This window comes from Paraburkholderia lycopersici (genome assembly GCF_900096975.1).
Lineage (GTDB): Bacteria > Pseudomonadota > Gammaproteobacteria > Burkholderiales > Burkholderiaceae > Paraburkholderia > Paraburkholderia lycopersici.
Genome location: NZ_FMYQ01000030.1, coordinates 93,717 through 107,333, shown reverse-complemented (window position 1 = coordinate 107,333; position 13,617 = coordinate 93,717). Strand labels below are relative to the sequence as shown.

The following is a 13,617-nucleotide window of genomic DNA, read 5'->3' as shown; positions in this document are numbered from 1 at the left end:
TCTTTGTCAGGCATAGGTGTCCACCTCGAATTGGTGGACCCCTATGCTCCTCGCTCCTGTCGATCAGGACTAGACGTTAAAGATGGACCGCTTACAAATGACACAGCACGTTCGGGAGAGGAAGCTCGCCGGTAAGAACGCATGGAGCCCAACGTTCGATAAGTTCTTCAGAAAGCTTGAGGCTTATGGGATTTTTGTGGGAATGCCTGCGTTCTGGAGAACGCCCAATGAGAAGCTGCATTACGAGGTCATGAGGGTAAATCTGTTTCTGCAGCATTATCCAGAGTGCGAAATTTATGAGCCGGTGTTGACGTTTTTCCAATTCTGACCGTTTGCATTCCGTGAGCCTGTCGAGTGGGTTGCTTCGCGCGGCAATGTCTAGTCAGATGAGGTTGTGCTCACTGCCACGAGCGCTATCGTGAGAAGCCCCGCCGCGCGGCGGGGCTGAGTGAGAAATATCGAGACCAGCATTCTAGTTTTCCATGCCGCTGCTCTACCGGCCAGGGTAGAGGTTCAGATGCAATGCCGCCAAGCATCGCGTCCGGCATAAGCTGCAAACGGGCCGCCAAGCCCTTCCCATCGTTGGGTACATACACCTTTCAACCGCTGGCAGTTTTCAAGCGCCCCAAACGGGGCTCGCGTCATGCTTGACTGATTAGGTCTCGCATTCGGCTCGAGCTTTACTATCCGCCGCTCCCTCTCTTGCGCCGTCCCAGGTGCCACCCTGGTCAAATGGCCGTCAGAGATTCCCACGTTAGCTCAACGCGTCAAACCCACGATTTGAGATATGGAGCCTCAGGTTCCGGAAGTCGCATACGCTTCATGGCCGAAGCCACTTTCGCCCTACGATGTTCCATAGCATCGGGTTACCGTTCCCGAACCTTCACAGACTAATCACCCCGAAGGGCATATCCAATGGTTTTTACTCGGATGGGGGACTCACACCCCCAATTACAGGCTTAAGCTATCCAGAGACCCACGCATTTCCGCGTGGTGCCGAGCAGTCCAGGTTTCCCCTCGTGCCCCTGCGCCATTTCTGACGCCTCATCAGCCCACCTGCCGAGACCGGGTAACGCCGTTCGTTTCCGAACGCCCCCCGGTGCGGATTCTCACCGCTTCACGCTGAACAGGGTTCGGCCTGGTTGCCCAGGCTCCCGTGTCCGTGTCGCCCAACTTCTTCGTCTTCGAGTGGGTCGAAGGATGACTGTCGTCATCCAGCGCCCGTTGCAGCCCTACCAGCCAGCATTACCCGGCATAGAGCTACGGCGGTTTGCGACGACTTGGCGAGTCGTCACGTGGGGTCTCCCCCGGTGTATGTATGTGTGCAGTTGGCGGTCTGCCCGCTGGGTCCTGACGAAGTAGGAGCCACCGGGCAGACCGTCATGCATGCGGGCAACGCCAGCTTTCGCCGGCGTGGTTCCCTCGCGCTGCTTTGTGCCTATCGCCGTATAGCTCTATCGCGCTTAAGATGCAGCTTATCCGCTGGGAATGATGCAGTCGCGCCGGGGCCGCTCGATGCCTTCAGCCACTGTATGGCGGCTTCACTACGGGAAAACATAATGCCTTCTGACAACCAGATAGACCTCGACGTCGCTCTCCGAAAGATTCACGAACTGGCGATGGGGGACGGAGACTTGGGCTATGCGTACTGGAATGAGGTGGGGCGCCTGCTGCGGCGAGCAGGGGACATGCAAAGTGAAATAGACGCGCTTAGCAAGGAGTTGGAGCTGTGCCGTGCGAGGCTTATCGCGACCAACTAAATGATGCGCGGTGGGAGCAGTCCGCTATGCTCACGCCCGCGCCGATGCTCCTGCGCTCGGCTCAGCACGCGAAAGCTAGCACTATTTGCCCGTGCTCCGCACGGAACATCATTACGTGTTTCCGCGTAGCGCCGCTTCACACCGCAAACACGCGCTCCTTTTTCGCTATACGCCGGCATGACAACTCCTCGGAGCATCCCCTCATGCCTGCTTCTACCCCGATTGCACGCAGCAAGACGGCCGCGCTCGCGCGCGTGCTCGACGTCATTCCAAAGGGCTACTACCGGTACACGCAGGGCACTGTGTCCGCGAGCAAGGCAGAGTCGCTGGCCCGCAAGTTTCACCTACGATATGGCATCGGCTGTACGCCGGCGCAGCGCGTGACAAAGCGAAAGCGCGGACTGGCCAACGCGCTGCTCGTGATGTACTGGCCCGAAGGGGGCCAGCAGGTTAAGTGGCTGTTGCTCGCGACGGATGGTGATGGCACGGATGGCGAAAGGCTGCTGGTCGTCGCAGACAAACCGCGCCTGATGTGGCTCGGATATAAGTTGGTGCGGCGGCCAGAACGTGGCCGAACGGCATGGACCTGGCGTCGTCCGTCGAGCGAAATGGCAGAGCACCATGCGCTCATCGCCGAATACAGCAACAAGCGCAACATCAATTCGCTGGGCGCACTGCTACAGCGTCTCGCCAACCAGCCCGGATTTCACGGCGTTCGCGAACAATCAAGCCGTCTTTTCGAGGAAGCCCGGCGGCAGGGTTACTCGGGCGAACTTCCCTATCTGTACTTCGTGCAAAAGCTACCGCACGGCGAGCGTCTTTGGCTTCAATAGATTCGATTGCGAGCGGTAAGACATAGCAAGACCGGCGACTTATCCCGTTTGCCAGTCGGACGACTGTGCGCTGCGAAGGGCCATTGACTGCGCGCGCGCCGCAGCCATTTCGACCGGTCGTCAGCGTGGATGCCAATACGGACAGCAAAGCCGTCGACGAACTAACGGCGCGCGCGGCTACAGGCGGTTCTTGTCTTCAATGCAATAGTCTATTTTTTATTCTTGGCAGCTTCTTCTGCCATTTGGGCGGCCCGCTCTGCCATCTTTGGAAGGGCTTCTGTAAAAGTAAATTTACCAACATTAAATATACTTTTCCCCAAAAGCTTCAGGCCCGCTATAGACCGCTCCTTCGCACCATAGCCGTCTACGAGTTCTGACCAATCCTCAGATAGGCTCAGATACTCGTCGTCATTTCCATCATTTTCCATTTTACCGGAGCTCAATTTTCGTTACGAGAAACTCATAGCTATCACGACCACTATTTCTCTTTCGAGCTTGCCCCTCGGCAATCTTGGCAGCCATGAAATCTGACTCCGCTTCAACATCAATGTTACTGCTCGTCGAGTTACTGCCTTTACGGAAACTATAAAAGACTCGATATTTATTCATTGAGTGTTCCTCTCAAAAATTGACCAGTCCTCTTCAGGTTTACGACATTTGCAAGCGTTTCTTTAGCGCAGGACTGAACCGCGGCTGCGGTGATGGCCAGCACCGACTGCAACCGGGGTTATGCGAAATGCATGAGTGCGCTTAAAAGGCACGCTTCGGGGCGACTCGCGCGCGTATGTAGGACTTCGACGCCGGACCGAACGACGTTCAAGCGCAGGCGCGGCGTTGGATGTTGCCAGTGATTCCCCGGTTGGCTTCCCGCTTGCTTGCTGACTGAATGCTGTACAGCGTCGAGCGCGACACGCCGAACTGGCGGCTGATTTCGGCGACCGACATGTCACGGTTCTTCATCATCGCTAGCGCGGCTTTGCGTTGCTTCGCGTCCAGCGCGGGCGGCCGACCACCACGGCGACCGCGTGCTCGGGCGGCCTCAAGGCCCGCGAGGGTGCGCTCGCGGATTAGTTCGCGTTCGAACTCAGCGAGCGCACCGAATAGGTGGAAGACGAGCCTCCCGACGGAGCCGCCCGTGTCAATTGACTCCTTCACAGACCTGAGCTTCACGCTGCGCTCGTCGAGTTCACCGACGATGCGGATGAGGTCCTGGAGATTCCGCCCCAGCCGGTCCAGTCGCCAGACGACGAGGGTGTCGCCCTCCCGCAGCGCCTTCAGGCAGTGCACGAGTTCCGGCCGGTCGGCATTCTTGCCGCTTGCCGTGTCTTCATAGATGGTTGTCGCGCCCGTTTCTTTCAGAGCATCGCGCTGAAGGTCGAGGGTCTGCTCGACGGTGCTCACGCGAGCGTATCCAATAATTGCCATGCGGCACCCTATTCCAGTCGTTGATTGTTGAAGAGAATCTTGAACATCTTGGGGGGTATAGGGTGGTACACAGACCATGACGACCGGCTCTGTCGCGAAACCCGTCGTTTTCGTGAGCTTCACGAGAGCGCCGGGAAGTCGCATCCGCGTAACGTTAGGTCCGGACCCGAAACAGCTCTCTTGATACGTATCAAGAAGGCCAGCTCGCCAGAGCGGCGAGGATTGTCGATATCCACTGTTCAATTCGCGCGGGTAGCTCATGAATAGGCCTTGATACGTATCAAGACCAAGTCGCCACGACGAAGACCACAAGCGTCAGGGGCGCCCCTCTTGATACGTATCAAGAAAGCTATCGCGCAGCGGGGGCGATGCGCGCAGCCGGTCCCCTGGTAGGACACATTTGACCGAGGCGCGACGCGAGCAGATTTTCGCGCGGCAGGCAGCGCACCCCGACGGGCGCGGGCGCCTGAGGCGGCAACCAGGGAACGACGCAAAAGTGCCCCTAGTAGGACACATTTGACCGAGGCGCAACGCGAGCAGACTTTCGCGTGGCGGGCAGCGCACCCCTACGAGCACCGGCGCCGGAGACGGCGACCGCGGCACGACGCAAAAAGTGTCGTTAAGAGACACATTCAACCTGGCGCCGGCTCGTGTCCTTAAAGGACACGCCCGGGAAACGGTCTGGGCATTGGATGGGGCGGTTCAGTGTTCAAGCGAGGTCTGAATGGCAACACGCTCCGGGCCGATTGGTTGGTTGAAGGCGAGGGCGTGTAGCTCGTGCCAGGCGCGCGAGTGTCCAAGTGGGAGACACTGGGCGGAGCTCTCCGAAAAAGTGTCCTGGTAGGACCCACCCGGCGATGGGCTTGGAAAAGTGTTCCTAGTAGGAACACATCCGGCGGGGGCTCGGAAAAACGTCGTTACCCGTCCGGTCCGGAGTGATTCGGGCGAATGCTCATCAAAACAACGTCATATCTGAGTGCTCTGGCCTACTCGTCGCACCAATTTCGCAATGGCAAGCGCTATTATGCGGAATTCGTATCTGATGATGGAGGGCGGTTGGCATGACGTCTCCCGTATGCGCTCCACCGCGCTTCTCCTCCTATTGCAAGCACCCGGGACATAAAAATGCCTGAAACTGACCGCACGCAAGCAGGCACGTCGCGACAGCGTGCTCCGGCACGAATCGAATACCTTAAGGTCCAAAATTTCCGTGCATTGCGCGAACTAGAGTTCAAAGGACTCACCCCGCTGACAGTGCTATTGGGCCCTAACGGGAGTGGCAAGTCCACGGTGTTCGACGTCTTCGCCTTCTTGGCTGAGTGCTTTGAAATGGGGCTGCGTCGTGCCTGGGACAAACGAGGTCGAGCCAAGGAGTTGAAAACTCGTGGAAGTGACGGCCCCCTCACCATCGAAATCAAATATCGGGAGCCGGGGTACCCGCTCATCACCTATCACTTGGCCGTTGATGAACGACAGGGCGGTCCAGTGGTCGTCGAAGAGTGGCTGCGCTGGAAACGCGGTAGTCACGGGCAACCATTCCGGTTCCTGGACTATCGGGAGGGCAAAGGGCGCGCCATTAGTGGCGAACTTCCGGACGAGCAGGACCACCGGGTGGAAACGCCCCTGAAGTCTCAGGACTTGCTCGCGGTCAATGCCTTGGGACAGTTCGCCGACCATCCGCGCATCGCAGCGTTGCGCGAATTTATCACTGGATGGCACGTGTCATATCTATCTGCTGACAGCGCGCGCGGCCAGCCGGAGGCTGGCCCCCAAGAGCGTCTCAGCCGAACTGGCGACAACCTAGCCAACGTCATTCAGTACCTAGCTGAGCAGCATAGTGACAGGCTCGAACATATCTTCCGTGTACTGCGACGTCGCGTGCCGAGAATAGAGCGCGTGCTGGCCGAGACCATGCCAGACGGTCGGCTGCTTCTCCAAATAAAAGACGCTCCGTTCAGCAGCCCAGTGCTTGCGCGCTTTGCGTCGGACGGGACATTGAAAATGCTGGCCTATTTGCTGTTGCTAAACGACCCGACTCCTCCCCCATTCATTGGAATTGAAGAACCTGAGAACTATCTGCATCCGCGACTTCTGCCAGAACTCGCGGAGGAGTGCCGCGCTGCAGTTGCGTCTACCCAGTTGTTGGTGACAACTCATTCGCCTTTTTTTCTGAACGGCTTGCGTCCTGAGGAAGTGCGTGTGCTTTGGCGAGATGACCAGGGCTACACACAGGCACGCCGTGCTGCCGACCTGCCGGGAGTGAATGCGTTTATGGCTCAGGGCGCGTTGTTAGGGCACTTGTGGATGGAAGGACAACTCGGGGTTGGCGACCCATTGGTGAACCAAGGCGCACCTACGCGACCACTCTCCTCTGGGTCGTGACTATGGCGGCCAATCACCTTGTTTTCTTGGTCGAAGAGCCTTCGATGGAGGCCTTCTTACGTGAATTGTTGCAGCGAATGCTACCTGCGGCCTGCACTTCCGAAGTTCACCCCTTTCAAGGAAAGGGTGACTTGTTAGCTAAGTTGGATGCGAGGTTAAGAGCCTACGCTCAATGGCTTCCCCCCGACTGGCGGCTGTTCGTCATTGTCGACCGCGATGATGACGACTGCGGTGAACTGAAGCGACGACTTGAGGCAGTGGCCGAGCGAGCTGGCCTAGTTTCCCGCAGCCGAGCCGGCGCCGGACCATGGCAGCTGGTGAATCGCATAGCCGTCGAGGAGTTAGAAGCCTGGTATTTCGGAGATTGGGAAGCGGTCAAGGCCGAGTATCCCTGCGTCTCGGCCGACGTACCGCAGCGGCGGGGCCTGCGAGACCCCGACGCCATCTTGGGTGGTACTTGGGAGGCGTTCGAGCGTGTCATGCAGACCCACGGATATTTCAAGGAAGGCTTGCCTAAGATTGACACTGCTCGGCGCATCGCGGCACACATGTCGCCAGAGGCAAACCGGTCGCCAAGCTTCCAGGCGTTTCGTGTTGCCCTAGCAGATGCGCTCGCATGAGCGGAACCGTACTCGGCAATCACGTACGTGCAGCAGGTTTTACCGCACTGTCGCGAACGCAACGAGGTCAGGGTTCCGCTGTAACAAGGTAGGAGCGTGTCGCGGTTTTCTGACCAAGCATGCAAATGGTGCCACCACGCGTTGAGTTCTCTTGCGACGTGTCGCCACTCCCCTTTGTCCACGTGTCATGCACGGCATTCAACTGTGGACTCCCTTTTCCGACGAACGAACTCGACGGGAGAATCCTCTGCCGCGCTCTCAGCCAACCGGCTTGCTTCTCGGCTTGCTGGCCCGCTGACGAGGTTTCGCCTGCCGGGTCATCATCTCAGGGTTGATGGTCGGCACCGGGGCGATGGTGTCGAGCCACGTCTCGCGACCTAGTACCCGAAGGACCACGATGAGCGTGTGTAGCGACGACCCGCTGCCGCACTCCAGATTTCGTAGCGCCCGTACGCATTGCCTGCGCGTTTGGAGACTGTGACCTGGTCCAGGTTTCGATTCACCCGGAGTCTTTTCAGCCGCTCTCCGACCAGGTACTCCATTTCCTCCGGCGTCAGAAATCGCGGTGTTCGCCCCAGTGTCTGCATTTGCCCTCGTCAGTCCGTGTGAATGGTCGCTCGCAATAACCGGCACCATTTTGCCTGTTATTGTATGTCTGAACATGCACCTTCATAAATAGCTCCTACGGGCGCTCGTCGGCGAGGGTGTAAAACAGTTGCGACCGAGTCCGGAGGTATTCCCATCCCATTGCGGTGGGGTCCTTGCGCCGAATCAGGAAGCGAACACTGATGTCCTTCGAGCCGGGTTCGTCGGGTGCCGCTTCGCACTCTATCTCCACGTCTGACCGTTCATTGACTTCGCGTATCGCGGGCTCCAGGACCTTCCGAAGGAAGTAATCAGTTTGTGCGGTGCTGGCCCGTGACGCTCCCGGCCAAGCGCGAACAACGTCCAATGGAATCCATTCGACGGAGCCGTGACCTTGGCGCTCTCGCTCAGAAAGGTTGAGGTACAGCGAGCGCGCATACTTCGACGAAAAATCTGGTTGGAACTCGAAAGGCAGCGTGCCGGGGGATTCTTGCGAGCGGAGATAGCGCAGCAGGTCAGTCCACACTTCGACACGAAATCGAGTCTCGTCCGCCGCCACGGATTGCACGAACTGTGTTGCCATCCAAACTTCCGAACGGGGTCGCCGTGCTCGGGATGTACGAGTCTCTTCGAACGATACTTGATTTGCGCTCCTCAGCAGCCGTTTCAGGTGGTTGACGTCGCCGCTGTCGACACCCATCAGCCATGCGAAAAGCGTCCGGTCGATTTCGTGTAATGTGTAGCGACTCCCCGTATCGGTTACATCCGCCAATGCGAGGTTTGAGTACGCGGTAAAGTAGATGATGCTCAGCACTTGCGCCGAAACCCAAGTTAGGTTGCGCACTTCTTGGAGCACCTGCGTCCCGCTGGCAGCCCGATGCGGTCGGTCCTTCCAAAGGCTGATATCTATCGACATTAGCGCTCCGTATCCTTTGGGCCAGTCGGCGCCGGACAGCATGAGTCGTCGCCATGGACGTCGACCAGCCAATCCACGATGCGCTGCTGGGCCATTGCGTCACTAATGCCCTTCTTCGGGTCTAGCAGCACCAGATGCTCCGTCAGGTCGAGGAAGTCGGTGCGGAGGTCGAATGCTCCGTAGACGGAATCGTCGATGGCCAGCCAGTTCTTCAACCGCTTCTCGAATACGTACGACCGGATGATGTAGGTGCGGTCGATGCCGCTCTTGATGTAGCCGAAACGAGCCTTGATGCCGGCGGTTGTACCGACGACCCGTTTGGCCAGCGCCCTGGGGAGAAAAGAAACGACCTGCTCAAGGGAGAGCTTCTGCAGCCAGCGTGTCGTAAGGACGATTTCCACGTCGGGGTAAGGCTCCAGCATGCTCGCGAGCAGTGGCGCATATTCGAACGCTGGCTCGTCAGAATCGAGCGACACGTTGCCGTGCTCGTCGAGCACGCCGTGTCCTCGGTGTAGGGTGCCGTCGTAGTCGACAAAAAGCGTTGGCGTGGGCTGGTCCAGTACGAGCGCCGGGCGCGTGCTTTCATTCGTCATGGCTGTCGTCCCGGGCCTGGCCCAGAATATTCGAGTCGGGCCCGATAGATGTTTCGCCCGCCGCCGTGTCCGACAGAATCTGGCGTGTGCGTCCGATGGTCCAGGCAATCTCGGCGTCGGAAAACTCCCATATCCCACTGCGAACTTTCTTGAGGATTCCTACTTCAATCTTGGACACGGTCGCCTGTAAGGACCAGGCGTTCGACGTCATTTTCCGTGTCGCGTACGCTGCTAACTGCTGGGCGAGGTCGTCGCATACGATGTACCGCTCGTACCGTTCGGCATCCGTAGGCCCGGAACTGTACTTGTCACCGGTCTTGCGCAGCACGAGCTTGGGCTGTGCGCCAGACACAGCGCCTTGCAGAGACGCTCGCGGAAAGTTGCCTGGGACACACTGTCGGCTCATGAAGGCACCACAAGTCACCCGGAAAGACCACGCTATCAATGGTGTTCGGCGAGCGTCAACAAGAAGTCGACGGTCGCTTGCGAACTGCAAATTACGCGTTATACCAAGTGTTGTTTTTCTGCCAACGGCGAAGGATGCAGTGTGCTGGAAGGTGTCATCTGCGTTTAAGGCCGGGGTCTCGGTGGGCCGCATTGATGGCTGGATGGTGACCGTCTTGACGCGGGCCAGGCTGGCAGGGTTGCGGGGCGATGAAGGCCGTCTGCAGCGCACGAGCGTTGAAGGTGGGGTGGCTGCTCTTCCTCGCCGCCTCGCTACCGCTCGGAACGGGCGCGACCGCGTCGCGGTAGCCGTGGCCGCGGGGCTACTCATTCTTGGCGGGAAGAAGGGCTCTTGGGAGCCGTGATTGTCGGTCGCATAGCCACAGGTCCCCACCCCCCAATCGGGGCAAATGACCTGCGCCAGCTTCGTGCACATCGCAGCACGGGCGCCGGCTGACCAGGGCACATGCATGCCTGCCAACGCCTATACTCGAACGGATTTACGTCGGGGTTCGGCGTATCGATGCAGGTGACCGCGGCGGGCAACATCCCTTAGCCTCGGTGGCGACTAGCCGCCCGTCCTGGTAAGCAAAATCCACCATGCGCGAAGGTCTGCGTAGCCGCCGCAGGCAGCAGAATTCTTCGCCCGGGAGATGGCGAGCGAAGCGAGCTGATTCAGCTTTGCAATACCATTGCTTAGTAATTTTATAAAGATGTATTGCCCGCCCTCAATCCCCGAAAAGTGCGCGTAATAGCGCCGAGTATTCCAGCTTCTCGGTTCCACAGGTCCCTCGCCGGTAGCTACAGGTCCCCTTTCTGCCAGCCGCAGGTCCCCATTGTTCCAATCATGGGTCGTCTCCCGACGTATACTTGCTGCCGTCCGACGGGCGGCCATGTAATCCTGGCAGGAACAACGATGACCGCGACGCCGAACAACACGCTGGCAGCATGGCACAACCTGCAACTCCCCCACGGCCTGGGGACGAACTTCGTTACCGCGCAGGCGCTCGCACGAAGCGCCATCTTTAGCACCCTGACTTACGGACCGAAAGCCCGGCGTCCCCAATATCTCTCGAAGACGCAACTGGCGACGACTGACACGAGCGGCATAAAGGTCTTTCAGACCGCCGGTCAAGGGCTCGACCAAGGCGACGCTGATGTCTTTTACGAGCTGCTTAGGCGCGTCGTCAACAGCGGCCAAGAAAGACATCGCGAAGCACGCGTCTATTTCAATCGCGCCGAAGTAATCAAGGCGCTCGGTCGAACTCCCGGCGGAAAGACCAGAAAACTGCTCGACGATTCGCTTGACCGTCTTTTTCACGCGGAATTCGAGTTCTCGGTCCCCGGCCTTTTCGTCGGCAAATCCAGGCTGATTCTTAAGATGCTCGGCCCTGAATGCGAGTCCGAAACGGAGCACGACTACGACGTCTTGCTCGATGTCGAACTGGCGAGGCTCTTCGATGGCGGTCAATGGACGCTGCTGCGGCGGTCTGTGTTGCAATCCCTCAAGGGCAAACCCCTCGCAAAAGGCCTGTACGCGTATTACTCGACGCATCTGTCCCCCTATCCCATGCTGCCGGAAACCCTTCGAGACCTGATGGGGCGAAAGGGCATGCAATTGAGCAAGTTCGTTGACGTGCTCGAACCCGCGCTTGCCAAGGTCAAGGAGGCCACCGGCTGGGCTGAATGCGGACTGGTGGCGGGTAAAGTCGTCGTCGAGAGAGGCAAGAAGGACAAGAAAGAAAAGAAAGATGCGAAAGACACTGCGCCTGCGCCGGCAGCGAAGACTGAAGTGCCGGAGCGTGTTGCGGAGACCGTGCCGTCCGACGACCCATACGGCGATATTTAGGCCTGACCGCTGTGCACGACAGCACCACGTGCGCGCACTGTGGAGAGGCAGCCAGGGCCGGGGTAGTCACGTTCCCGGCCTCTGCCCCTTGCGGCGCCCAGGAACCTCCGGGCAGCCGCATGATTATTGCCGTCTCCAGGCGTCTCCCCATTGCTGGTCCAGAGCAGACACCAAATGACCATCAACCACCGGCCGGCCACCAAGCCATTGCTGAAACGGGGGAGGAAGCGTCAGGCCGGCGTACTGGATTTTCTCGACGTACCGGAGTATGCGGCTCGGGTCGAACCCTTCGCCGTAAAGACGCTCGCTTCCCATTTGCCGGAAAAACTCCTTGTCCTTGTCGCTGGGTAAGGTGCGACCGGAATAATACTGCCCGAGCCCTGCTGGCCAGAGTTCCTCCAGCTGGGCGTTCCGCAGGCAATCCTCAAGGGTATGCCGGAAGCTGTGGGTCCCGAAGCCGCGGCCAAAAGCGAGGGCATCCCGGACAAAGGGCACAAAACGCTGCTCGTACGCCCGTCCCCACATCGGGTCTTTGCCGCCCTTTTCGGGCAACGAGGAGGGGAACAGTGGCGAGCGCTCTCCAAACTCCTTTGCCTTCCACACGAATTCGCAGAAACCGAGTTGCACCAGGACGGGATGCACGGGGACGGCCCGCTTTGTGGCTTCATTCTTGAGGCGCCTGGTTGGCAAGCCGTCGGTGTCGCCGTCGCCCGCGGCCTCTACTTCCACCTGAATCCTGAGCAGTGGGTGCACGCCGAACTCGACATCGGATACACACAACTGCAAGGCCTCGCGTATGCGAAGTCCGTGAAACAGGCACACCAGTGGCACCCAGTAACGCGCGCCCAGGTCCCATTTGACTCGCTGCCTCCAGTTTTGGGCCTCAGGCTTGTACCAGTCCGACGCGAAGAGGATATTCAGTTGCGAGACGGAATATGGATACCGCGGCTTCTTCCGCTTTTTCTCCTCCGATGCGGAAATTTTCGGCATCGTATCCAGTTCGTTGGCTGGATTGTGTGTGCAGAGCCCCCTGGTTTTGGCTAGCGCGAACGCCTCTGCCAGACTCCGTTTGGCTACGCTGCAATACGACATGCTCCAGGGCTGTTCATTGGCATGCAGGCGGCTTTCAAGAAATCCGTAAACGTCCGTCGAGGTGACCTTGGAGAGCGGCTTGTCGCGGCAGAAGTCTACGAACCGTTGCCACCTTGACAGGCTGGTGCTCCGGGTCTTGCTGTCGGAGATGGCGAGCCGTTTTGTGTAGAGCGGCGTGACGTCCGAGAGCTTGGTTTGGACCTGCTGACCGGGGCGGGGCAGAATGTCCAGTTCCCATGCGGCGGGAAGTGGGGGCACGCCCCCTGGCGACGCTGGCTCGGCAAATTCTCCGCGTTGACGAGCTGCCAGCACTTCGCAGCCCATCTTGGCTGCGCGCAGAAACTCGTACGTCAACGCCTGCAGGTCTTCGCCGGTCTGGTCGACTAGCCGGTAGCCTCGCCACAGTGCCAGTTGCGTGACGGTCGGCTCAAACGGCGTAACGTCACCAGTGACAACCGCTGTCTTGATGTCACCGAGTACTGCGTCAAGCTCTCGAGCCAATTCATCTGGTTCCGTCGCATCTTTCCAGCGCTCGCCGTATTTGCGTGCCGAGTAGTCGTCCGACAGGCCGGCGAGATACAGGGCGGACAACTGTTCGGCGAGCCCCTTGCGCCCGGCTGGCAGCGCCTTCAGCCGGGTATGCGGGTCCTTTTTCAGGAACGCCGCAAGCGCGTCTTCAGCGCTGCGCCCGAGCGCCATCTGCTGGCGAGTGTCGTGGAACAGTCGCGTCGTTTCGGCCTCGAGTTCGGCCCATCGTACTTTGGCGAGTTTGAAATCGCGTCCGAGCGACTTCTTGATGACGGTCTTGCCTATAACCGGCACCAAGTCTGCCGGAACGGTCTTTAGATAGGTGTAGCCATAGGGGGTGGCGCGGAGATTGGGGAGCATATCGACCTCTTCAGTCGACGTCGAACTCCGCGCGGAACTTGTACCAGCCATTTGTACCAGAGGGGGTGAAAAACTCCCTGCTATATCGGCAAATCAATGGCTTGGCTTAAATTGGCGGAGGCGGTGTCCCCTTTCGATCAAGACTGATAGGGGATTTTGGCAATTTTTCTGAAAAAGTACCCGAAAAAGTACCCGAAATTCGCATGCATCGCGCCGCCTACCACGGCGCT

At 58.9% G+C, this 13,617-nt stretch carries 10 protein-coding genes; 4 read left to right on the top strand and 6 right to left on the bottom strand.

Annotation, left to right across the window (positions count from 1 at the left end):
• Positions 1-1,963 precede the first annotated feature (1,963 nt).
• Positions 1,964-2,593, top strand: coding sequence for a hypothetical protein (locus BLU17_RS26375; protein ID WP_092003612.1), 630 nt, complete (start codon positions 1,964-1,966; stop codon positions 2,591-2,593).
• Positions 2,594-2,802: 209 nt separating this feature from the next.
• Here BLU17_RS26375 and BLU17_RS32675 read toward each other — a convergent pair whose 3' ends face one another.
• Together BLU17_RS32675 and BLU17_RS26370 are read right to left on the bottom strand one after the other, a co-directional pair.
• Positions 2,803-3,021 (bottom strand): hypothetical protein, encoded by a 219-nt coding sequence (locus BLU17_RS32675; RefSeq protein ID WP_143189342.1) that lies wholly within the window; start codon positions 3,019-3,021, stop codon positions 2,803-2,805.
• Positions 3,022-3,409: 388 nt separating this feature from the next.
• Positions 3,410-4,018, bottom strand: a complete 609-nt coding sequence (locus BLU17_RS26370; protein ID WP_092003609.1) for a recombinase family protein — start codon at positions 4,016-4,018, stop codon at positions 3,410-3,412.
• Between the two features lie 1,125 nt (positions 4,019-5,143).
• On the opposite strand from BLU17_RS26370, the gene BLU17_RS26365 reads away from it, so the two are divergent.
• Together BLU17_RS26365 and BLU17_RS26360 are read left to right on the top strand one after the other, a co-directional pair.
• Positions 5,144-6,400, top strand: a complete 1,257-nt coding sequence (locus BLU17_RS26365; protein ID WP_092003606.1) for an AAA family ATPase — start codon at positions 5,144-5,146, stop codon at positions 6,398-6,400.
• Positions 6,401-6,402: 2 nt separating this feature from the next.
• Positions 6,403-7,020: a DUF4276 family protein gene (locus BLU17_RS26360; protein ID WP_092003603.1), complete on the top strand. Its 618-nt coding sequence runs from the start codon at positions 6,403-6,405 to the stop codon at positions 7,018-7,020.
• A gap of 682 nt (positions 7,021-7,702) precedes the next feature.
• On the opposite strand, the gene BLU17_RS26350 is transcribed toward BLU17_RS26360, so the two are convergent.
• The 3 genes from BLU17_RS26350 to BLU17_RS26340 are packed head-to-tail and all read right to left on the bottom strand — an operon-like array spanning position 7,703 to position 9,466.
• The gene (locus BLU17_RS26350) at positions 7,703-8,521 is read right to left on the bottom strand and encodes a replication initiation protein (RefSeq protein WP_176929201.1); all 819 of its coding nucleotides are present in this window, start codon (positions 8,519-8,521) and stop codon (positions 7,703-7,705) included.
• Positions 8,521-9,114: an HAD domain-containing protein gene (locus tag BLU17_RS26345; RefSeq protein ID WP_092003598.1), complete on the bottom strand. Its 594-nt coding sequence runs from the start codon at positions 9,112-9,114 to the stop codon at positions 8,521-8,523. Before BLU17_RS26345 ends, BLU17_RS26350 begins: the two co-directional genes overlap by 1 nt.
• Positions 9,104-9,466: a hypothetical protein gene (locus tag BLU17_RS26340; RefSeq protein WP_092003596.1), complete on the bottom strand. Its 363-nt coding sequence runs from the start codon at positions 9,464-9,466 to the stop codon at positions 9,104-9,106. The genes BLU17_RS26345 and BLU17_RS26340 overlap by 11 nt, the downstream gene beginning before the upstream one ends.
• 1,008 nt (positions 9,467-10,474) lie before the next feature.
• Between BLU17_RS26340 and BLU17_RS26330 the strand changes: the two genes are divergently transcribed.
• Positions 10,475-11,407, top strand: coding sequence for a replication initiation protein (locus BLU17_RS26330; RefSeq protein ID WP_092003589.1), 933 nt, complete (start codon positions 10,475-10,477; stop codon positions 11,405-11,407).
• Between the two features lie 123 nt (positions 11,408-11,530).
• Here the strand turns inward: BLU17_RS26330 and BLU17_RS26325 are convergent, their stop codons facing one another.
• Positions 11,531-13,387: a DUF6538 domain-containing protein gene (locus BLU17_RS26325; RefSeq protein ID WP_092003586.1), complete on the bottom strand. Its 1,857-nt coding sequence runs from the start codon at positions 13,385-13,387 to the stop codon at positions 11,531-11,533.
• Positions 13,388-13,617 lie beyond the last annotated feature (230 nt).